Below are 21,269 nucleotides of genomic sequence, written 5' to 3'. Positions count from 1 at the left end.
TCACTGGTTCCCTTCCCGGGATGCGGCGTCGAGAATCTCCGGAAGCGCAGTGACGAACCCGTTCGCCTGCTCCTCGGTGAGGATGAGCGGGGGCGCGAGCCGGATCACGTCGGGTGCGGCCGCGTTGACCAGGAATCCTGCGTCGCGCGCGGAGGTTTCGACGGCAGCGGCCTTCGTGTCGGTGAGCACCACACCGAGGAGTAGGCCCGAACCGCGCACGTGTTCCACGAGTGGGTGACCGAGTTCTTCGATTCCGGCGGAGAGGGTCTTGCCCACCGAATCGACGTGGTCGAGCAAGTTCTGCTCGTCGATCGTGCGCAGCACCGCGAGCGCGGCAGCCGCGCACACAGGATTGCCACCGAAGGTTGTGCCGTGCTTGCCGGGCGTGAGCAGGTCTGCAGCGGGTCCGGTCGCGAGGACCGCACCGATGGGCATGCCACCGCCGAGTCCCTTGGCGAGGGTCATCACGTCGGGAACGATGCCCGCCGCCTGGTGCGCGAAGAAGGTACCGGTGCGGGCGACACCGGTCTGCACCTCGTCGAGCACGAGCAGCGCGCCGTGTTCGGAGGTGAGGCGACGTGCGCCGGCAAGGTATCCCTCGGGCGGTACGACGACACCGGACTCGCCCATGATCGGTTCGAGGAATACAGCGGCGGTGGTGTCGTCGATCGCAGCGGCGAGCGCGTCGAGATCGCCGTACGGGACGAATTCGACGCCTGCGGGCATCGGTTCGAACGGTGCGCGCTTGTCCGGTTGGCCCGTGAGTGCGAGGGCGCCCATGGTGCGGCCGTGGAATGCCTTCTCGGCGGCGATGATCTTGGGGCGGCCGGTGAGCCGCGCGATCTTGAACGCGGCTTCGTTGGCTTCGGTGCCGGAGTTGCAGAAGAACGCCCGGCCCGGATGCCCCCAGAGTCCGAGGAGTTGCTCGGCGAGGTCGAGCACCGGCTGCGACGCATACAGGTTCGACACATGCCCGAGCTGGTTGAGCTGCCCGGTCACAGCCTCGATGACAGCCGGATGGCGGTGACCGAGGCTGTTGACCGCGATTCCGCCGAGCAGATCGAGATACTGCCTGCCGTCGGCGTCGGTGAGAACGGCACCGTTACCGGCGACCAGTGCGACCTTGGGTACGCCGTAGTTGTTCATGAGTGAGCCGGACCAGCGCTGCTGGAGCTCGGACGTGCCGGTCATGCGGCGCCTTCCTTGTCGGGGGCCGGCACCACCATGGTGCCGATGCCTTCTTCGGTGAACAGTTCGAGCAGCACGGAGTGCGGCTGGCGTCCGTCGATGACGTGCGCTGTGGGAACTCCGCCCTGCACGGCGCGCAGGCACGCCTCCATCTTGGGGACCATGCCGGAGTCGAGTGACGGCAGGAGCGTCTCGAGCGCGGCAGTGTCGATCGACGAGGTGAGCGAGCTGCGGTCGGGCCAGTCGGTGTAGAGACCTTCGACGTCGGTGAGGACGACGAGTTTCTCCGCGCCGAGCGCCTCGGCGAGGGCCGCGGCGGCGGTGTCGGCGTTGATGTTGTGCACGACGCCGTCGGCGTCGGGCGCAATCGTCGATACCACGGGGATGCGGCCCGCCGCTATGAGGTCGAGCACCGCTGCGGGGTCGACAGTGGTGACGTCACCGACGAGTCCGATGTCGGTGTCGCTTCCGTCGACGACGACGGTGCGACGGGTTGCGGTGAACAGTTGCGCGTCTTCACCGGAGATCCCGACCGCGAACGGCCCGTGGCTGTTGATCAGGCCGACGAGTTCGCGGCCGACCTGTCCGAACAGCACCATGCGTACGACATCCATGACCTCGGGTGTGGTCACGCGGAAGCCGCCACGGAACTCGCCTTCCATGCCGAGCCGCTTCAGCATGGCGTTGATCTGCGGGCCACCGCCGTGCACCACGACGGGGTGGATGCCGACCGTGCGCAGGAACGCCATGTCGGCGGCGAACGCAGCCTTGAGGATGTCGTCGGTCATGGCGTTGCCGCCGTACTTGACGACGACGATCTTGTCGCGGAACTTCTGCAGCCACGGCAGGGCTTCAGCGAGCACGAACGCCTTCTGGTGCGAGGTCAGACTCGCGATGAGGTCGTCGGTCATGAGGTTCTCCTGTATCGACCGGGAAGGTGGGGGCCGCCCGATCAGGACGAGTAGGCCGAGTTCTCCTCGACGTAGGCATGGGAGAGGTCCGTGGTGCGGATGGACACTTCGGCGTCGCCGACACCGAGGTCGATCTCCAATGCGATGTCGATGCCGGACAGGTCCACCTCGCGGGCACCGGGTGCGCCGACACCGTCGATGCACACCGGGCTTCCGTTGAACGTCACCGAGATCTTGTCGGGGTCGAGCTCGATGGGGGCGATACCGATCGCAGCGAGGACGCGACCCCAGTTGGGGTCGGAGCCGAACAGCGCGGTCTTGACGAGGCTGTCGCGGGCGACTGTGCGGGCACCGATCAGTGCGTGGGATTCGGAGGCGGCACCGCGCACCGTGACAGTGACACGCTTGGTGACGCCTTCGGCGTCGGCCATCATCTGCGCTGCAAGATCGTCGCACACGGCGAGGACGGCGGCGTTGAGCTCGTCCTGGCTCGGGGTGACGCCGCTGGCGCCGGACGCGAGGAGCAGAACCGTGTCGTTGGTACTGGTGGCACCGTCGATGTCGAGCCGGTCGAACGTCATGCGGGTCGCTCCGCGCAGCGCTTCGTCGAGTTGTTCGGCGGTCGCGACGGCGTCGGTGGTGAGGACGACGAGCATCGTGGCCAGCGCGGGGGCGAGCATGCCGGCGCCCTTGCCCATCCCGCCGACGTTCCACTTGTCGGCGTGGTGCAACGCGACCTGCTTGGGGACGGTATCGGTGGTCATGATCGCGTAGGCGGCATCGGTTCCACCGGAGATTCCGCCGGCCAGTTCGTGCACGATCTCCTCGACACCGGCGAGGACCTTGTCCATGGGCAGGCGGTCACCGATCAGACCGGTGGAACACACGGCAACCTCACCGGCGCCGGTGTCGGTGCCCCAATTGCTGAGCGCGGCGGCGAGGGCCTCAGCGGTCGCGTGGGTGTCCTGGAAACCGCCGGGGCCGGTGCATGCGTTGGCGCCCCCGGAATTGAGGACCACGGCACGCAGGGCGTGCGAGGCCAGCACCTGTTGCGACCACAGGACCGGTGCGGCCTTGACCTTGTTGGTGGTGAACACACCGGCGGCAGCGAGGTCGGGGCCTTCGTTGACGACGAGCGCGAGGTCGGGGTTTCCGCTGGCCTTGATACCGGCCCGGATCCCGGCGCCCCGGAATCCGGCGGGCGAGGTCACGCCCTGGGCGCGGATCAGCCGGCCCCCGGCGATCTCGACGGCATCGGCGTATACGTGCTCGGCGTGCTTGTCGGTGTTGTCGGTCACGGTGCCACTCCCACGGTGGGCAGGCCTGCGGTCTCGGCGAGACCGACGGCGAGGTTCATGGACTGGACGGCGCCACCCGCGGTGCCCTTGGTGAGGTTGTCGATCGCGGCGATTGCGATCAGTAGTCCGGCGTCGGTGTCGACGGTGACGGCGATCTGTACGGCGTTGGATCCGACTACGGCGCCGGTCGCAGGCAGCGCTCCTTCCGGAAGCAGATGCACGAACGGTTCGTCGGCGTAGGCCTTCTCGTAGACGGCGCGCACCTCTGCTACCGACGCGGTGGTCGGTGCTGTGCACGTCGCCAGGATGCCGCGGGGCATCGGCGCCAGCACGGGTGTGAACGAGACGGTCACGGGTGTGCCCGCGAGCGCGGACAGGTTCTGTTTGATCTCGGGGGTGTGCCGATGTGCGCCCGCGACGCCGTAGGCGCGGGCCGAGCCCATCACCTCGGAACCGAGCAGGTCGACCCGCGGGGACTTGCCGGCGCCGGAGGTGCCGGAGACCGCGACGATCTGGACCGTAGGCTCGACGATCCCCGCTGCGACGGCCGGCGCCAGCGCGAGAGTCGCGGACGTCGGGTAGCAGCCGGGAACCGCGATGCGGGTGGCACCGGTGAGTTGCTCCCGCTTTCCGGTGAGTTCCGGAAGCCCGTATGGCCAGGTGCCGGCGTGGTCGGTGCCGTACCAGCGCTGCCAGTCGTCGGCGTCCTCGAGCCGGAAGTCTGCGCCGCAGTCGATCACGACGGTGGTGTCGGGGAGCTGCTCGGCGAGTGCAGCGGAGTGTCCGTGCGGCAACGCGAGGAAGACCACGTCGTGCCCGGCGAGGGAGTCGAGGTCGGTCGGCGCGAGCACTCGTTCCGCGAGGGGGTGCAGGTGCGGGTGGAACTCGCGCAGGGTGGCGCCGGCGTTGCCGCCTGCAGTGAGTGCGCCGATGACCAGGGAGCCGTCCAGATAGGCGGGGTGCGTGAGGAGCAGGCGCAGGACCTCGCCGCCCGCGTAGCCGCTGGCGCCCGCGACCGCGACCCGGAGAGGCGACTGCGGTGTCGCTGTGAATGCCGGTGAGTTACCCATGCGATTGATTATGCACCGTTGTGCAACTTATTTCATCACCGGGGGTGGGATCAGGCTCAGGTGTTCTTCAGGGCCCGCCGGATCTCGTCGAGTTTGTCGGCCGCGGCCTTCTTCCGATCCTCGTACTTCTCGTCGAGGGTCCGACCGGCCGCACTCTCGTGGGCCAGTTCCTCCATACCGATCGCTGTCCCCGCTCGCCGCTCGATCTTGTCGCGCACCGAGTCGAAGGTCGGCACTCCACCTTCGGTGTATCCGGTGATCTCCTCGATCGTCGGTGCCCGAGTCCCGCTGGGTGTGATGTCGGGATCGGGCGTCGGCTCCGGATCGATCGGTGGGACGTCGGGTATCGATGGGCCGGGCGGCACGTCGGGCACCGACGGCGTGTCCGGTCCGGCGGGGGTCACGTCCGGTGCGGGTTCCTCCGGCTTGTCGGGATCCGGTACCCGCCCGGGAGACGATTCATGCGTGCTCATCTTCCCAGGCTACGTCGCACATCCACCTGACGCTGCCGCGTCACGCCCGAAGTTCCGCTCCCACGGCGGCCGAGGCCGCAGCGACTGCGCTGTCGCGAGCCGCGCTCGCCTCGTCCTCGGTGAGGGTGCGGTCGTACGCACGGAACCGCAGCGCGAACGCGAGCGACTTGCGCCCCTCGCCCACCTGGGAACCCGTGAAGACATCGAACAGACGGATGTCCTCGAGCAACTCGCCGCCACCGCTACGCAGGGCCGCTTCCACCCGCGCGGCCGGCACCTCGTCCGACACCACGACCGCGACATCCTGCAGGACCGCCGGGAACGGCGACACGACCGGAGCGGGCAGCAGCTCCACGATCGGCAGCGCATCGAGGTTCAGTTCGAAGGCGCATGTCCGCGCGGGCAGTCCGGCGCGTTCGACAACGGCCGGGTGGAGCTCACCGGCATGTCCGACGACGACACCGTCGACCAGCAGCGCGGCACAGCGGCCCGGGTGCCACGGCAGGTACTGCGCCGCGCGACGCTCGAGCTGCACACCCGCGGCCCGGGCGACGGTCTCGGCTGCGGCGAACGCGTCGGCCGCCTCAGCGGCCCGGCCCGGCCCCCAGGGGCCGGCGGGTTCCCGCAGGCCCGACAGGACACCGCCGATGTGCACGGGCTGCTCGGGCAGGGACCGTTCGAGGAGGGCGATCTCATCGTCGGTGGGGCGCCGGTCGACGGGCAGCGCCGCGACCGAGGTGGTCTCGGAACCGGGATGAACGACCTGCGCGACCGAGAAGAGCGCGACGTCGCGCTGTCCGCGCGAAATGTTGCGGGAGAGCACTTCGAGCAGTCCCGGCAGCAGCGTCGTCGCCAACTCCGGTCGATCCGCCTCGAGCGGGTTGAGGACCTTGGTGGTGGTGCGGCGCGGGTCGTCGGCGTCGAGCGCCCACGTGTCGAACACGCCGGCGGGCAGGAACACCGGGGCGAGGACCTCGATGTAGCCGTCGGAGGCGAGCGCGCGGCCCACCGAACGACGGCGACGCTGACTCGGGGTCAGTCCACGTCCGGCCGGCGCGGCCGGGACGACCGAGGGGATCTGCTCGAGGCCCTCGAGACGGAGGACCTCCTCGACCAGATCCGCGGGCTGGCGCAGATCCGGACGCCACGACGGGGGTGTGACGACGAGCTGACCGTGCCCGTCGTCACCGACACCGACCTCGACCGCGCAGCCGATCTGGGTGAGACGGCGCGCGGCGGTGCCGTTCGCGTAGGTGACACCCGCGGTGCGGTCGGGCAGGTCGATGTCCATGTGGACCGAGACGGTCTCGGTGGGTACCGAGATGTCGGTCAGGGTCGGCTCGACTCGTCCGCCGGCGATCGATGCGAGCAGCGATGCCGCGCGATCGAGCGCCGCGAGCGCAACCTCGGGATCGACGGTACGTTCGAATCGTTTACCGGCCTCGCTGCTGAGCTTGTGTCGGCGATTGCCGCGGAACACCGCGAGCGGATCCCAAGTGGCTGCCTCGAGGAGGATCTCGGTGGTGCCGTCGCCGACCTCGGTGGTGGCGCCGCCCATGATTCCGGCCAGGGAGATGACACCGCTGTCGTCGGTGATGACGACGTCCTCGGGATCGAGGTCGCGTTCCACACCGTCGAGCGTGACGAGCTTCTCCCCCACTGCGGCGCGACGGATCACGATCTCACCCTGCAGGGTGGCAGCGTCGAACGCGTGCAGCGGCTGGCCCAATTCGAGCATCACGTAGTTGGTGACGTCGACGGCCGGTGAGATCGGGCGGACCCCGGCGGTGTGCAGGCGACGCTGCATCCACCACGGCGTGACCGCGGTCGGGTCGATACCCGTGACCTTCCGCGCCGCGAATCGCGTCGCGCCGGCCTCCGGTTCGAGGCGGATCGGGTAGCTCTCCCCACCATCGGACGGCAGCGACGGGACATGTGCCGGGTCGATGAACTCGAGGTCGAAACCACAGGCGAGCTCGCGGGTCAGACCGCGCAGCGAGAAGCAGTAGCCGCGATCCGGGGTGATGTTGAGTTCGATGACGGTGTCGCCGAGCCCGAGCAGGTCGTTCGCGTCGTCGCCGGGCTCACCGGAGCCGGGTTCCAGGACGAGGATGCCGGAATGGTCCTTGCCGATACCGAGTTCGGCGACCGAGCAGATCATGCCGTCGGAGACCTGCCCGTACGTCTTTCGCGACGCGATGGCGAAACCTCCGGGCAGCACTGCACCGGGCAATGCAGCCACGATGAGGTCGCCTTCGGCGAAGTTGCGGGCACCGCACACGATGCCGCGGGGCGCGTCCTCTCCCACATCGACCTGGCAGAACCGGATGGGCTTCTTGAAGCCCTCGAGCTCGGTGATCTGTTCGACACGGCCGACGACGAGATGATCGACGCGCTCGAGGGTCTCGATGTCCTCGACCTCGAGACCGACCCTCACGAAGCCCGCGTCGAGTTCCTCCGGGGTGACGTTCCACTCGGGGGTGGCGCGCTGCAGGATTTCCGCCAGCCAGGATTGCGCTACTCGCACTTGAGCTCAGCTTTCTCGTTCGATGTCGGTCTCGGGTCGGAGCGTCGGCGCCGGATCCCGTCGGTCAACGGTCCAGGGCGTCAGCCCTGCACCCCGAAGGGCACGGGTCAGGGCGTCAGCCCTGCACCCCGAAGGGCAGGGTGAAGCGGATGTCGCCTTCGACGATGTCGCGCATGTCGGAGATGCCGTTGCGGAACTGCAGTGTGCGTTCGAGGCCCATGCCGAACGCGAATCCGCCGTACACGTCGGGATCGATGCCGCTCGCGCGGAGCACGTTGGGGTTGACCATGCCGCAGCCGCCCCATTCGACCCAGCCTGCGCCGCCCTTCTTGTTCGGGAACCACACGTCGACCTCGGCGGAAGGTTCGGTGAACGGGAAGTAGTTCGGCCGCATCCGGGTCGTGGTCTCGGGGCCGAAGAGGGCGCGGGCGAAAGCGTCGAGGGTGCCCTTGAGATGCGCCATGGTCAGGCCCTTGTCGACCGCGAGTCCCTCGATCTGCGAGAACACCGGGGTGTGCGTGGAATCGAGTTCGTCGGTGCGGAAGGTTCGGCCTGGGCACACCACGTAGATCGGGATGTCGCGGCTGAGCATCGTGCGGACCTGCACCGGAGAGGTGTGCGTGCGCAGCACCTGGCGGGATCCCTCGGGCGCGATATGGAAAGTGTCCTGCATCGTCCGGGCCGGGTGGTCGGGCAGGAAGTTCAGGGCATCGAAGTTGTAGTGCTCGGTTTCGACTTCCGGTCCCTCCGCGATCTCCCAGCCCATCGCGACGAACACGTCGGAGACCTGCTCGGAGATGATGGTGATGGGGTGCCGCGCGCCGAGCGGGCGGCGGGTCGCGGGGAGGGTCACGTCGATCGATTCGGCGACGAGGACCGCGGCGTCGCGCTGTGTCTGCAGTTCTTCGCGGCGCGCGTCGAAGGCGGCCTGCACTGCGGTGCGGTGTGCGTTGACGCGTTTTCCTGCGTCGGCGCGTTCTGGGCCGGGTAGGGAGCCGAGGGCCCGCTTCGCAAGCGAGATGGGTGCCTTGTCCCCGAGGTGAGCGATCTTCGCCTGGGCGAGTTCGTCGAGGTCGCGGGCCGCGCCGAATCCTTCGAGGGCTGCTTTCTCTGCCGCAGCGAGTGCGTCCTCGGTCAGCGCTTGGGGATCGACTTCCGGCGGGGTGCCGCCCTCTTTCTTGGCCACGACCGGTGCAACTCCTTCTTCGGGCGAACGGTTCTTCGTTGGTGGGTGAAGCCGGTGCAGCGAGGCCGCACCATAGAAATCCTAGGTTAGGCGCTCAGCGGACCGGTGTTGCACCCTGGCACTTGCGTACATGCAGATCGCAGCGGCTGTCGCCAGGTTGAGGGATTCGGCACGACCGCGGATCGGGATCCGTATCCGGTGGTCGGCGCGGGCGGCCACCTCGGGGGGTAGTCCGTGGGCCTCGCTGCCGAACAGCCAGGCGGTGGGACCGGCGAGCAGTTCGTCGGCCTCGTCGAGGTCGACCTCACCGTCGGCCGCGGTTGCGAGGATGAGGATGCCACCGGCGGTCACGGCGTCGAGCACGCGAGTGGTGTCGCGTTCCCGCACGACGGGCAGGTGGAACACGCTGCCGGCGGACGAACGCACGCACTTCCCATTGTGGGGGTCGACGCTGTCGCCCGCGAGGATCACCGCGTCGGCCCCGACGGCGTCGGCGACGCGGATGAGGGTTCCTGCGTTACCGGGCTCCCCCATCTCGACAGGGATCGCGAGTAGCCGTGACCCGGAGTCGAGTGCCGAGTCGAGAGGCACGTCGAGGGTGTTGCACACCGCGACGAGACCGGGCGGGGAGACGGTGTCGGACAACCGCTCGGCGGCACGGTCGGTGACGATGCCGACGCGGATGCCGCTGCCCTGCGCGATGGTGACGAGGTCTCGGTAACGCTCGGCGGCAGCTTCGGTCACGAACACGTCGTGGACGACGCCGGTCTCGAGTGCCTCGGTGACCGAGTTCTCACCTTCCGCGAGGAAGCGTCCGGTTTTGCGCCGCTCTGCGGCACGGAGCAGTTTGACAGCAGAAACGACCCGTGGGGTGCGCTCGGTGAGCGGGTCCACGGGCCGTTCCGGTGCTGGATTCTCGTTCAGCGTCGCGCTCAGGCAGCAGGAGCGTTGACGTCGGCCGGCAGCGCAGCCTTCGCGACGGCGACCAGGCCGGCGAATGCCTCGGCGTCGGAGACGGCGATTTCCGCGAGGTTCTTGCGGTCGACCTCGACACCTGCAGCTTTGAGGCCCTGGATGAACCGGTTGTAGGTGATGTCGTTCGCGCGAGCCGCAGCGTTGATGCGCGTGATCCACAGCTTGCGGAAGTCGCCCTTGCGTGCACGACGGTCGCGGTAGGCGTAGGTCAGCGAGTGAAGCTGCTGTTCCTTGGCCTTGCGGTACAGACGCGAGCGCTGCCCGCGGTAGCCCTTGGAGGCCTCGAGAATCGAACGGCGCTTCTTCTGGGCGTTGACGGCCCTCTTCACGCGTGCCACTGATATGTCCTGTCAGGTTCGGGGGGCTGGTACTCGGCCCCCAGGATGGTCGGTCGGGAAGGCTCAGATGTCGAGCAGGCGCTTGATGCGCGGTGCGTCGGCGGGCGCGACGACAGCGGTGCCGTCGAGGCGGCGCGTCACGCGCGAGGACTTGTGCTCGAGCAGGTGGCGGCGACCGGCCTTCTGGCGCAGGATCTTTCCGCTACCGGACACCTTGAAACGCTTCGCGGTGCCGCTGTGGGTCTTCGACTTGGGCATGGAGTCCTCAGTTCTTGTCGTGGATACATCGGTGCGGTGCTCGCGCGCAGCACCGGATGTGCTGCCGGAGCGGCTAGCTGGTCTGTGCCTCTCCCGGCTGATCCTGCTGCTCCGGCGCCGCAGGCGCGGCGGGTTCTGCAGGTGCTGCGGGGGCAGGCCGGGAAGACTTGGCCGGAGCGGCGTGCGCAGCTTCCTGAGCCTTGGCGCGGGTCTTCGCGCCCTTGTGTGGGGCCAGGACCATCGTCATGTTGCGGCCGTCCTGCTTCGCAGACGTCTCGATGAATCCCAGGTCGGCGACATCGGCGCCGAGACGCTGCAACAGACGGAATCCGAGTTCGGGCCGCGACTGCTCACGACCACGGAACATGATGGTCACTTTGACCTTCGAGCCGGCCTCGAGGAAGCGAACGACGTTCTTCTTCTTGGTCTCGTAGTCGTGGTCGTCGATCTTGGGGCGGAGCTTCTGCTCCTTGATCACGGTCAGCTGCTGGTTCTTGCGCGATTCGCGCGCCTTCTGCGCGGCTTCGTACTTGAACTTGCCGTAGTCCATGATCTTGCAGACCGGCGGGCGGGCGTCGGGGGCCACCTCGACGAGGTCGAGGTCGGCTTCGATGGCCAGGCGGAGTGCATCTTCGACACGCACGATTCCGACCTGCTCACCACCCGGTCCGACGAGCCGGACCTCGGGAACACGGATGCGTTCGTTGATGCGGGTCTCAGCGCTGATGGGGCCTCCTAGGTAGAAATGCGGTGTGGTCTCTTCTGACCGCACCGCAGCACGCGGGGCCCGGCGATTCCTCGACGAAAAAACCCCGCTGCGGTGCTTATACCTCGCGGGGTCCGTACCGACCGGTCGACGCGCCGCGCTATTACCGCAACCACGTTCCACACCCTTATGGGTATGAACTCTTCGTACGCCGGAGCGTTCGAAGGACCGGACCACTGCGCCGTTGAACTACCCGGCCAGAGGTGGGAGTCGGACTCCACTTGCTGCCCACGTGAGTACACGAGGGCGGTCGTGAGATCCAGTTTAGCAAGAGATGCACGTCGGCACCCAATCGGACGTCGGAGCGCACACCCGGGAACCGAGCACCGTGCCCCTGGTGGGATCCTCGAGGACATGACCGATACCCCCGACCACACCGACCAGCCCGCGGATGTCCGCGACCTCGCCGACATCCCTGCAGTCGAGGTGATCAGCCGCGCTGCGGTGATGCTGATGAGTTCCGCTGCGGAGAAGCTTGGCCTGGCCGACGACAATCCCGACGCGAGCGACCGCCTCGACCTCGACGAGGCGCGCCGAGTGATCACCGCTCTCGCCGGGCTGGTGACCGCCTCGGTGGAGTACCTCGGCCCACACGCCGGCCCGATCCGTGAGGGCCTGCAGGCGCTTCAGAAGGCATTCCGGGAAGCATCCTCGGTGCCGGATTCACCCGGTCAGGGCCCCGGCGAGAAATACACCGGTCCTGTCTACTGACGTTCGGCGCGTGTTCGTCCCGCCGGCTCAGCCGGCAGCGGCCTTCTTCCGGGGCGCACGCTTGCGGGCGGGACGAGCGGCCTTCTTCTGCGGGGCCGGAGCGGACTCGGCGAGAGATTCCGCAAGGAACCGACCGGTGTAGCTGCGCTCGACCGCCGCGATGTCCTCCGGGGTGCCTTCCGCAACCACGGTGCCACCGCCCGAGCCACCTTCCGGGCCCATGTCGATGATCCAATCCGACGTCTTGATCACATCGAGATTGTGTTCGATGACGATGACCGTGTTGCCCTTGTCGACGAGCCCGTTGATGACCCCGAGCAACTTCCGGATGTCGTCGAAATGCAGACCGGTCGTCGGTTCATCGAGAATGTAGGCGGTACGTCCGTTGGAACGCTTCTGCAGTTCGGCGGCGAGCTTGACGCGCTGCGCCTCACCGCCGGACAACGTCGTTGCAGGCTGACCCAGGCGGACGTAACCGAGACCCACCTCGACGAGGGTCGCGAGGTATCGGTGGATCGAGGTGACCGGCTCGAAGAACTCGGCGGCCTCTTCGATCGACATGTCGAGCACCTCGGCGATCGTCTTGCCCTTGTAATGCACCTCGAGTGTCTCCCGGTTGTACCGGGCACCGTGGCACACCTCGCACGGCACGTACACGTCGGGCAGAAAGTTCATCTCGATCTTGAGGGTGCCGTCGCCCGAGCATGCTTCGCAGCGGCCGCCCTTGACGTTGAACGAGAAACGTCCCGGCTGGTAGCCGCGGACTTTGGCCTCGGTGGTCGCGGCGAAGAGGGTGCGGATCTTGTCGAACACCCCGGTGTAGGTCGCAGGGTTCGACCGCGGTGTCCGTCCGATCGGTGACTGATCGACCTGCACAAGCTTGTCGAGCTGATCGAGACCGTTGATGCGGGTGTGCCGGCCGGGCACCTGCCGCGCGCGGTTGAGCTTGTTGGCCATCACGGTCGCGAGGATCTCGTTGACGAGGGTCGACTTGCCTGAGCCCGACACTCCGGTCACGCAGGTGAGCACCCCGAGAGGGAATGCGACGTCGATTCCGCGGAGGTTGTTCTCCCGGGCACCGATCACGGTGACCTGGCGTTTCGGATCGACGGGTCGGCGCACGAGTGGGACCGGGATCGTCTCGCGACCCGACAGGAACGCACCGGTGATCGATTCCGAATTGTCGAGGAGCCCTTTGTAGGTGCCGCTGTGGACCACATGCCCGCCGTGCTCTCCGGCGCGGGGGCCGATGTCGACCACCCAGTCCGACGCACGGATGGTGTCCTCGTCGTGTTCGACGACGATCAGCGTATTGCCGAGATCGCGCAGCCGGGTGAGGGTGTCGATCAACCGGCGGTTGTCGCGCTGGTGCAGACCGATCGACGGCTCGTCGAGCACGTAGAGGACACCGACGAGCCCGGAGCCGATCTGGGTTGCGAGGCGGATACGTTGGGCTTCACCACCGGACAGGGTGGCGGCGGCGCGAGCGAGGGTGAGGTAATCGAGGCCCACGTCGAGCAGGAAGCCGAGCCGTGCCTGCACTTCCTTGAGGACCTGACCGGCGATCGCCGCTTCGCGGGGGCCGAGAGTGAGGCTGTTCAGGAAGTCGGCGCACTCGGCGATCGACAACTCGCACACCTCGGCGATCGACTTTGCGCCGCGGTCACCCGCGGTGATCGTGACCGCCAGGATCTCGGGGCGCAGTCGGGTGCCATTGCACGTCGGGCACGGAATGTCGCGCATGTACCCGTCGTAGCGTTCCTTCATCTGCTCCGACTCGGTCTGTTCCATGCGGCGATGCAAGAACGGCATGACGCCCTCGAACTCCGCGTAGTAGGAGCGGACCCGACCGTAGCGGTTCTTGTAGCGGACGTGCACCTGTTCGGTGCTGCCCTCGAGCACGGCCTTACGGACCTTCGCAGGCAGCTTCTTCCACGGGGTATCGATGTCGAAGCCCATGACGCCGGCCAACCCGGTCAGCAGCCGGGTGAAGTATTCGGAGCTCTGCCCCATCGACCACGGCGCGATTGCGCCCTCGGCCAGGCTTCGGTCGGGGTCGGGCACCACCAGATCGGTGTCGACCTCTTTGCGCACGCCGAGACCGGCGCAGTCGGGGCACGCACCGTACGGCGAGTTGAAGGAGAACGAGCGCGGCTCGAGGTCGTCGATCGCGAGCGGGTGCGCGTTCGGGCAGGCCAGGGTTTCGGAGAATCGGCGTTCGCGATCGGGGGCGTTCTCGTCGCGGTCGACGAAGTCGAGTACGACGATGCCTTCGGCGAGGCGAAGCGCAGTCTCGACGGAATCGGTGAGGCGCTGCTTGGCGGCGGACTTCACGGCGAGGCGGTCGACGACCACCTCGATGTCGTGCTTCTCCTGCTTCTTGAGCTTCGGCGGCTCGGAGAGTGGGTACACCACCCCGTCCACCCGGACGCGGGAGTACCCCTGCACGGTGAGGTGCTCGAACAAGTCGACGAACTCGCCTTTCCTGGTCCGCACCACGGGGGCGAGGATCTGGAAGCGGAGGCCCTCATCCATTTCGAGGACCTGGTCGACGATCTGCTGCGGTGACTGCCGTGCGATCTTCTCGCCGCAGACCGGGCAGTGCGGTGCGCCGGCACGCGCATACAGCAGTCGGAGATAGTCGTAGACCTCGGTGATGGTGCCGACGGTCGAACGCGGGTTCCGGTTCGTCGATTTCTGGTCGATCGAGACCGCAGGGGACAGGCCCTCGATGAAGTCGACATCGGGCTTGTCCATCTGGCCGAGGAACTGCCGTGCGTAGGCAGACAGTGACTCGACGTAGCGCCGCTGACCTTCGGCGAAGATCGTGTCGAACGCGAGGCTCGACTTGCCGGACCCGGAGAGGCCGGTGAACACGATCAGACTGTCGCGCGGCAAATCCAGGTCGACACCGCGCAAGTTGTGCTCGCGCGCCCCTCGTACGATCAGGCGATCCGCCACGCCAGTTCCTTCCTAGTCGACAAGGCCTCATTCGGGCCCTGGCCCATCGTAGGCGCGCCCACCGACACGTTCCGGTCTGCGGCCACTCCACCTCGGACGATGCGCCACAGCGGTAACGTGCGGCACATGACGCAGCAGCCCCTCATCATCGACGACCACTACACCGGCGCGGTCTCCCCCGGCGGTCCCGCGCAGCGCCGCACGATTCCCGGCGCCACCATCGTCAAGCTCTCGGTCGGCCAGATGGACAACAACACTTACCTCATCACCGACACGGCGACGGGCAAGTCGCTGTTCATCGACGCGGCCAACGAACCGGACCTGCTCGTGCCCTATCTCGCCGAGCACGCGCCGAACCTCGAGCTCATCGTCACCACACACCAGCACTGGGACCACTGGCAGGGACTCGAGCAGGTCGCTGCCGCGACCGAGGCACCGACCGCCGCGCATCCGCTCGACGCCGAACCTTTGCCCGTGACCCCGCAGCACCTTCTCGAAGAAGGCGACACCGTCCGGATCGGCGAGCTGAGCCTCGAGGTCCTGCACCTGTCCGGGCACACCCCCGGCTCGATCGCCCTCGTGCTCGAGGAGGACGGCACCGGACAGCACCATGTCTTCACCGGTGACTGCCTGTTTCCCGGCGGTATCGGAAAGACCGCGGACAACGAGAAGTTCACATCGTTGCTCGATGACGTCGAGACGAAGCTCTTCGGGCGGTTCAGTGACGAGACGGTGATCTATCCCGGCCACGGCAAGGACACCACGCTCGGTGCCGAGCGTCCACATCTTCAGGAGTGGCGCGAGCGCGGCTGGTGATGCCGAGAGGCCCCTACACGAGGTGAGGCGTGAATCACGCCGAGGATGCCGTACTGTCAGGGCATCAGGACCGTTCAGGTCCTCAATTGAGGGTGGCAGCATGGCCGACAAATCTCCTCGTAGTTCCATGTCCAAGAAGTCCGGCAAGTCGCTGAAGGAAAAGCGCGCCGACAAGAAGTCCCGAACAGGCACCAACGCGGACCCCGAGATCGTCGCCCACGTCAAGAAGCGCTGACGCGGCCCGCCCACTGTCCCCCAATCCTGCAGGAGCACAACTACATATGCTTGATCTCGGTGTCTTGGCGCATTCTCGGAAGAAGAACGAGCGCCGTCTGCCGATCCATCCAGGTCACTTCCATCGGATCGACGACGATCTGCGCGGGCACATCTTCCTCGAGCCGGGGTACGGTGAGCCGTTCGGCGTGTCCGATTCCGAGCTGGAACCGTTCATCGCGGGCTTCCGCTCCCGAGACCGACTGATCGCCGAGTGCGATGTGATCGCTCTCCCCAAGCTCCAGGCAAGTGACCTCGAGGAGTTCCGCGAGGGGCACACGGTGTGGGGGTGGCCGCACTGTGTCCAGGACGCCGAAGTGACGCAACTGGCGATCGATCGCCGCCTGACTCTCATCGCGTTCGAAGCGATGAACCACTGGCGCAGCGACGGAAGTTTCGGGCTGCATGTGTTCCACAAGAACAATGAGCTCGCCGGTTACAGCTCGGTGATACACGCCCTGCAGACGATCGGCACCACCGGCGACTACGGACGGCGGCTACGTGCGGTGGTGATCGGGTTCGGCGCGACCGCGCGTGGCGCGATCACCGCACTGAACGCGCACGGAGTCGACGACGTCCGGGTGCTCACCAACCGCGATGTGGCCGCGGTCGGATCTCCGATCCACTCGGCGCGAATCGTCCGATTCGAGCACGACGCCACCGATCCGCATCGAAGTTACGCGCTCACCGATGACGGTAAGGTGCCCTTGGCCCCATACCTTGCGGAGAACGACATCGTCGTGAACTGCGTATTACAGGACACCGCCGACCCGCTGATGTTCCTGGTCGAGGACGATCTGCCGGCCTTCAGGTCGGGCAGCTTGATCGTCGATGTTTCCTGTGATGCCGGCATGGGTTTCAGCTGGGCGCGGCCCACGTCTTTCACCGAACCGACATTCATGGTCGGCAATCACGTTCACTACTACGCCGTCGACCACAGTCCGTCGTATCTGTGGAATTCCGCGACCTGGGAAATCAGTGAGGCGCTGCTCCCCCACATACGGACAGTTCTCTACGGGCCGGATGCCTGGCTCGACGATCAGACCATCGCGCGTGCGATCGAGATCCGCGACGGGGTGATCCGGAATCCGAGTATCACCGCATTCCAGCAGCGCTCGGCCGAGTACCCCCACGAGATGACTGCACACACCACGAGTTCGTCCGAGCCACGGTAGAGGGACACCGCATTCCGGAAGATCGGGGCCGTCGCCTGTGTTGCACCTCACGGCACTGCCTCGACGAAAGGACAGCACCATGCCCCGGACTGCGACACCGTCCATTCCCACGTCCGTCACCGACCGCCTCGACGGGGAGCGAGTCGTCTGGCTCACCACCGTCGATCAACACGGGTCCCCGGTACCGACGCCGGTCTGGTTCCTCTGGTCCGACGGCACCGTCCTGATGTTCTCTCAGCCCGGCACAGCCAAGCTGCGCAACATCGCTGGTCAACCGCGTGTGAGCTTGAATCTCAACAGCGACACCCATGGCGGCCAGGTGGCGGTGTTCACCGCCAGTGCTGAAGCCGATACTGCCGTCGATGCTGCCGAGTGGGACCGCTTCGTCGCCAAGTACGACCGCGATATCGAGTCCCTCGGCATGACCCCGGAAAGCTTCCGCGCCGACTACGCGGTGCCGATCCGGTTCACACCTGAGCGATTCCGGGGCTGGTAGCTGTTCACGTCGACGGAGGTGGGGCTCTCCCGGGTCCGCCTCCGTCGGTGAACAAAGCGGCCGTCCGGGCTTCGGTGAGCGGCGCTGATGCGTGCGAGAGGACTCGCGGGGGCGATACGCGGCGGTCCGGCCGGAGTTCCTGAGAACAGCTCGACGGAAGGAAGACCTTCGGTATATCGATGAGTTCCGTCTCGCCCGAATTCTCTTCCTGATCAAGTCTGCGCGAAGATCTCGCATATTTCGGGTCCGATTCGGGTACACGTGGCAGGGTCTGAACACACAGCGACAGCGGAGAAAGAGGCTGCACATGATCGTCCGAAGGATTGCTCGTCCGATGCTCGCGTCCATCTTCATCGCAGGGGGAATCGACGCCCTGCGAAATCCCGCGCCCAAGGCCGCCGCGGCCCAGACCGGGTTGGACCAGATGATCGGCGTCGCACCCGATTCGGTCACCGACCGGCTACCCAGCAATCCGGAGACGCTGGTGCAGATCAACGCCGCAGTGCAGGTCGGTGCCGGCGCGCTTCTTGCGATCGGTAAATGGCCGCGGATCTCGGCCCTCGCACTGGCCGGGACGGTGGTACCGACCACCGTGGCCGGCCACGACTTCTGGAACTACGACGATCCCGCCGCGCGCGCCCAGCACCGCACACAGTTCCTCAAGAATGTCGGACTGCTCGGCGGATTACTGCTCGCATCCGTCGACACCGAAGGCAAGCCGTCCCTCGGATGGCGAGGCCGACGCGCGGCACGCCACGCACAGGAAGCCGTGGTGGCAGCCTTGCCCGGATCGACGTCGGATCACGCGACCGGCGACGCCCTGCACACCGTCTCCGAACGCGTGAAATCCCTCACCGACGAGGCAAGCCAGCAGGGCAGCACCCTTCTCGGGAAGGCCAAGGAACGGGCACCCGAATTCGCCGAGGTCGCACGCGACCGCGGCACGGAGATCCTCGAGGTCGCCCGTGAACGCGGACCCGAACTGGCCGCGGTCGCGCGCGACCGCGGCACCGAGTTGCTCGACGCAGCCAAGGAGCACGCCCCCGAACTCACGGACACCGCAAAGGAACGCAGCACCGAACTCCTCGAACGTGCCCGGAACCGCGCCCCCGAGTACGCCGAGGTTGCGCGTCGACGCGGCTCGAAGTGGTGGGAGACCACCCTTGATCGAGGGACCGAGCTGGCACACCTGGCCGAAGAACGGTCCTCGGAACTGAATGCGAAGGCACTCGAGAACGCGCAGCAGGCCCGGGCACGCGCGGAGAAAGCTGGGAAGAAGGCGGCGAAGGCACGGGCGAAGGCCGAGAAGGAACTCGAGAAGAAGCTCCGGTAGGGGCCCGGGTCTTATCGGACACATCGGCGGATGCGCCTGATTTCTGCACAGCGGCCCCGGCCGAACTAGACTCCTTGGACACTTTCCTCGACGTGCCTGCGCGTTCGAATCGTTCCAACCCGAGGAGTTCATGTGCCGGATGATGGCGCGCCCCATCCCGACCTCGAGCACGAGCAGCGCTACCTGTCGACGCTGTATACGCACCTCGACGAACTGCGTGAGTACACCCAGACGCGCTTGAAGCGGGTACTGCTGGAAACGGGCGGCACGCCCCAGGCACGCAGCGAACGCGAATCGTTCACCCAGATGTACACCGAGGACCTCGCCAAGTACGACGCGGCCGAACACGGACTGTGCTTCGGCCGCGTCGATGTCCGTGACGACGTCCGTGAAACCGAACACACCGACGACCCGGACACCGACGGCAACCGCACTGAGGCCCGGTACATCGGACGCATCGGCATCCTCGACGAGGACAACGACTACGAATCGCTGCTGCTCGACTGGCGTGCTCCCCTCGCCCGGCCGTTCTATCTGGCCACACCCGCAGCACCCGACGGAGTGGTGCTACGCCGCCATATCCGCAGCCGTAACCGCACCGTGACGGCCCTCAACGACGAGTATCTCGACCTCGACACCGCACGGGAGCACGCGAACGTCGGCTCCGCAGGGGGCGTCGCCGGAGAGTCCGCGCTCCTCGACGCCCTCAATGCAGCCCGCACCGGGCAGATGCACGACATCGTCGCGACGATCCAGTCGGAGCAGGACGCGATCATCCGCTCCGAGCACAAGAGCGTGCTCGTGGTGCAGGGCGGACCCGGCACCGGCAAGACCGCGGTCGCTCTGCACCGAGCCGCCTATCTGCTCTACACCTATCGCAAACAACTGGCGAAGAGCGGCGTGCTCATCGTCGGACCCAACTCGACGTTCCTCGACTACATCGGCCAGGTGCTGCCGTCGCTGGGTGAAACGGGCGTGCTGCTGTCCACTGTCGGCGATCTCTACCCTGGAGTGACTGCCACGCTCGACGACGACTTCGAGGCCGGTGAGATCAAGGGGTCCCTCGGCATGGTGGACATCTTGAAGAAGGCGGTGCGCGACCGCCAGGAGGTGCCGTCGAAGCCGGTGCCCATCGCCTTCGACACCTACCGGCTCACGCTCGACCGCAAGATGGTCACCCGCGCCCGTGGCCGCGCGCGGTCGTCACGTCGCCCGCACAACCTGGCACGGCCGATCTTCGTGTCCGGTGTCATCGAAGCGCTTGCCGACCAGATGGCGGAGATCATCGGCGCCGATCTCGTCAACGGCGGAAATCTCCTGAGCCGCGACGACATCGACGACATCCGCTCGGAGATGCGGGCGGATGCCGACATCGTGGCCGCGATCGACTCGTTGTGGCCCACGCTGTCACCGCAGCGGGTGCTGTCGGATCTGCTGGCGTCGAAAGAGCGCCTGGCAACCGCAGCACCGAACCTCACCGACGGCCAGATCGACACCCTGCATCGACCAGGCCCGCACGCCGGTTTCAGCGCCGCGGATGCACCATTGCTCGACGAGCTCGCCGAGCTGCTGGGCATCGACGACGCGGCAGAACGCGAAGGTGCCGCCAAGCGGTGGCGCAAGCAGATCGCCGATGCCCAGGGCGCCCTGGACATCCTCACCGGATCCGCACCGCAGGATCTGGAAGACGACCTCGATCCCGAGCTGTTGATGGCGTACGACCTGATCGATGCGTCGCAACTCGCCGAGCGGCAGGACATGAAGCAGTACCGGACCACGGCCGAACGGGCTGCAGGTGACCGTACTTGGACGTACGGGCACATGATCGTCGATGAGGCGCAGGAGCTGTCGGACATGGCGTGGCGCATGCTGATGCGCCGGATCCCGAACCGGTGGATGACCCTGGTGGGAGACACTGCGCAAACGGGTGCCCCTGCCGGAACCTCGTCGTGGCAACGGATCCTCGAGCCGTACGTGAAGAACCGTTGGCGCAAGGCAGAACTGACGGTCAACTATAGGACGCCCGCCGAGATCATGAGGATCGCGCACGATGTGCTCGCCGAGATCGATCCCGAGCAGGTGCCACCTCGCTCGGTGCGCGACTCCGGTTTCGAGCCGTGGGCGCGACAGATCGATGACGATCAGCTCGTCGATGCGGTCCGTGAGGTCGTCGATGCCGAGATCGGCCCAGGCCTCACCGCGGTGATCGTTCCACCGCGCCTGGTGCACGAATGGGCGCATCTGGAATCGGAATCGGTGCGGGTGACGACCGTCAAGGACGTGAAGGGACTCGAGTTCGATTCAGTGGTGCTCGTCGAACCGGAGGAGATCCGGGAAGCGTCGCCGCGCGGACTCAACGACCTGTATGTGGCGTTGACGCGCGCGACCCAGCGCCTCTGCGTCCTCCACACCGCACCGCTTCCGCAGGTACTCAGGGGACTTGCGACCCCGCTCGGGGCGAGCGAAGCGACGGGGAATCCGGCGCCGTGCTGACCCGCGGGTGGTTGCCCAGCC

The 21,269-nt window shown here is 66.9% G+C and carries 19 protein-coding genes; 7 read left to right on the top strand and 12 right to left on the bottom strand.

What is annotated here, in order from left to right:
• The 11 genes from EV641_RS22270 to infC form a co-directional block, all read right to left on the bottom strand.
• On the bottom strand, positions 1-1,191 hold the full coding sequence (locus tag EV641_RS22270; protein WP_132474598.1) for an acetylornithine transaminase: 1,191 nt from the start codon (positions 1,189-1,191) through the stop codon (positions 1-3).
• Positions 1,188-2,099 (bottom strand): acetylglutamate kinase, encoded by a 912-nt coding sequence (gene argB / locus EV641_RS22265; protein ID WP_054717195.1) that lies wholly within the window; start codon positions 2,097-2,099, stop codon positions 1,188-1,190. The genes EV641_RS22270 and argB overlap by 4 nt, the downstream gene beginning before the upstream one ends.
• Positions 2,100-2,140: 41 nt before the next feature.
• A complete protein-coding gene (gene argJ / locus EV641_RS22260) occupies positions 2,141-3,397 on the bottom strand; it encodes a bifunctional glutamate N-acetyltransferase/amino-acid acetyltransferase ArgJ (RefSeq protein ID WP_054717198.1) in 1,257 nt (418 codons plus the stop codon).
• A complete protein-coding gene (gene argC / locus EV641_RS22255; RefSeq protein WP_132474596.1) occupies positions 3,394-4,467 on the bottom strand; it encodes an N-acetyl-gamma-glutamyl-phosphate reductase in 1,074 nt (357 codons plus the stop codon). The genes argJ and argC overlap by 4 nt, the downstream gene beginning before the upstream one ends.
• Positions 4,468-4,523: 56 nt before the next feature.
• Positions 4,524-4,940 carry a hypothetical protein gene (locus tag EV641_RS22250; RefSeq protein WP_054720954.1) on the bottom strand — a complete coding sequence of 139 codons (417 nt, stop codon included), beginning with the start codon at positions 4,938-4,940 and terminating at the stop codon, positions 4,524-4,526.
• 40 nt (positions 4,941-4,980) lie between these two features.
• Positions 4,981-7,467 carry a phenylalanine--tRNA ligase subunit beta gene (pheT, locus tag EV641_RS22245; RefSeq protein ID WP_132474594.1) on the bottom strand — a complete coding sequence of 829 codons (2,487 nt, stop codon included), beginning with the start codon at positions 7,465-7,467 and terminating at the stop codon, positions 4,981-4,983.
• A 115-nt stretch (positions 7,468-7,582) separates the two neighbouring features.
• Positions 7,583-8,653 (bottom strand): phenylalanine--tRNA ligase subunit alpha, encoded by a 1,071-nt coding sequence (gene pheS / locus EV641_RS22240; protein ID WP_132474591.1) that lies wholly within the window; start codon positions 8,651-8,653, stop codon positions 7,583-7,585.
• Positions 8,654-8,734: 81 nt separating this feature from the next.
• Positions 8,735-9,547, bottom strand: coding sequence for an RNA methyltransferase (locus EV641_RS22235; protein ID WP_132474589.1), 813 nt, complete (start codon positions 9,545-9,547; stop codon positions 8,735-8,737).
• A 38-nt stretch (positions 9,548-9,585) separates the two neighbouring features.
• Complete coding sequence (gene rplT, locus EV641_RS22230) at positions 9,586-9,966, bottom strand: 50S ribosomal protein L20 (protein WP_132474587.1); 381 nt, start codon at positions 9,964-9,966, stop codon at positions 9,586-9,588.
• Between the two features lie 63 nt (positions 9,967-10,029).
• Positions 10,030-10,224, bottom strand: a complete 195-nt coding sequence (gene rpmI / locus EV641_RS22225; protein ID WP_054807968.1) for a 50S ribosomal protein L35 — start codon at positions 10,222-10,224, stop codon at positions 10,030-10,032.
• Between the two features lie 73 nt (positions 10,225-10,297).
• Positions 10,298-10,996, bottom strand: a complete 699-nt coding sequence (gene infC / locus EV641_RS22220; RefSeq protein ID WP_132474584.1) for a translation initiation factor IF-3 — start codon at positions 10,994-10,996, stop codon at positions 10,298-10,300.
• A 348-nt stretch (positions 10,997-11,344) separates the two neighbouring features.
• Here infC and EV641_RS22215 point away from each other — a divergent pair, with 348 nt between their 5' ends.
• Positions 11,345-11,701: a DUF1844 domain-containing protein gene (locus EV641_RS22215; protein ID WP_132474582.1), complete on the top strand. Its 357-nt coding sequence runs from the start codon at positions 11,345-11,347 to the stop codon at positions 11,699-11,701.
• A gap of 27 nt (positions 11,702-11,728) precedes the next feature.
• Here the strand turns inward: EV641_RS22215 and uvrA are convergent, their stop codons facing one another.
• On the bottom strand, positions 11,729-14,662 hold the full coding sequence (gene uvrA / locus EV641_RS22210) for an excinuclease ABC subunit UvrA (protein WP_132474580.1): 2,934 nt from the start codon (positions 14,660-14,662) through the stop codon (positions 11,729-11,731).
• A gap of 126 nt (positions 14,663-14,788) precedes the next feature.
• Here uvrA and EV641_RS22205 point away from each other — a divergent pair, with 126 nt between their 5' ends.
• The 6 genes from EV641_RS22205 to EV641_RS22185 all read left to right on the top strand — a co-directional run bounded on the left by EV641_RS22205 (position 14,789) and on the right by EV641_RS22185 (position 21,248).
• The gene (locus EV641_RS22205; RefSeq protein WP_054713654.1) at positions 14,789-15,478 is read left to right on the top strand and encodes an MBL fold metallo-hydrolase; all 690 of its coding nucleotides are present in this window, start codon (positions 14,789-14,791) and stop codon (positions 15,476-15,478) included.
• Between the two features lie 100 nt (positions 15,479-15,578).
• A complete protein-coding gene (locus EV641_RS30195; protein WP_277874517.1) occupies positions 15,579-15,713 on the top strand; it encodes a hypothetical protein in 135 nt (44 codons plus the stop codon).
• A gap of 46 nt (positions 15,714-15,759) precedes the next feature.
• Entirely contained in the window at positions 15,760-16,926 is a 1,167-nt protein-coding gene (locus EV641_RS22200) for a N(5)-(carboxyethyl)ornithine synthase (RefSeq protein ID WP_054713655.1), read from the top strand.
• Positions 16,927-17,005: 79 nt separating this feature from the next.
• Positions 17,006-17,422: a TIGR03667 family PPOX class F420-dependent oxidoreductase gene (locus EV641_RS22195; protein ID WP_054713657.1), complete on the top strand. Its 417-nt coding sequence runs from the start codon at positions 17,006-17,008 to the stop codon at positions 17,420-17,422.
• Positions 17,423-17,729: 307 nt separating this feature from the next.
• A complete protein-coding gene (locus tag EV641_RS22190) occupies positions 17,730-18,755 on the top strand; it encodes a DoxX family membrane protein (protein ID WP_199233353.1) in 1,026 nt (341 codons plus the stop codon).
• Positions 18,756-18,887: 132 nt separating this feature from the next.
• Positions 18,888-21,248, top strand: coding sequence for an ATP-binding domain-containing protein (locus EV641_RS22185; protein WP_132474576.1), 2,361 nt, complete (start codon positions 18,888-18,890; stop codon positions 21,246-21,248).
• Positions 21,249-21,269 lie beyond the last annotated feature (21 nt).

The organism is Rhodococcus sp. SMB37, from assembly GCF_004345605.1.
GTDB lineage: Bacteria > Actinomycetota > Actinomycetes > Mycobacteriales > Mycobacteriaceae > Rhodococcus.
This window is presented reverse-complemented; position numbering and strand designations above follow the sequence as displayed.

Bases quoted from the DNA above. Each gene is read 5' to 3' on its own strand.
- EV641_RS22270 (WP_132474598.1), bottom strand. From the start codon at position 1,191: ATGACCGGCACGTCCGAGCTCCAGCAGCGCTGGTCCGGCTCACTCATG.
- argB (WP_054717195.1), bottom strand. From the start codon at position 2,099: ATGACCGACGACCTCATCGCGAGTCTGACCTCGCACCAGAAGGCGTTC.
- argC (WP_132474596.1), bottom strand. From the start codon at position 4,467: ATGGGTAACTCACCGGCATTCACAGCGACACCGCAGTCGCCTCTCCGG.
- EV641_RS22250 (WP_054720954.1), bottom strand. From the start codon at position 4,940: ATGAGCACGCATGAATCGTCTCCCGGGCGGGTACCGGATCCCGACAAG.
- rpmI (WP_054807968.1), bottom strand. From the start codon at position 10,224: ATGCCCAAGTCGAAGACCCACAGCGGCACCGCGAAGCGTTTCAAGGTG.
- EV641_RS22215 (WP_132474582.1), top strand. From the start codon at position 11,345: ATGACCGATACCCCCGACCACACCGACCAGCCCGCGGATGTCCGCGAC.
- EV641_RS22205 (WP_054713654.1), top strand. From the start codon at position 14,789: ATGACGCAGCAGCCCCTCATCATCGACGACCACTACACCGGCGCGGTC.
- EV641_RS30195 (WP_277874517.1), top strand. From the start codon at position 15,579: ATGGCCGACAAATCTCCTCGTAGTTCCATGTCCAAGAAGTCCGGCAAG.
- EV641_RS22200 (WP_054713655.1), top strand. From the start codon at position 15,760: ATGCTTGATCTCGGTGTCTTGGCGCATTCTCGGAAGAAGAACGAGCGC.
- EV641_RS22195 (WP_054713657.1), top strand. From the start codon at position 17,006: ATGCCCCGGACTGCGACACCGTCCATTCCCACGTCCGTCACCGACCGC.
- EV641_RS22190 (WP_199233353.1), top strand. From the start codon at position 17,730: ATGATCGTCCGAAGGATTGCTCGTCCGATGCTCGCGTCCATCTTCATC.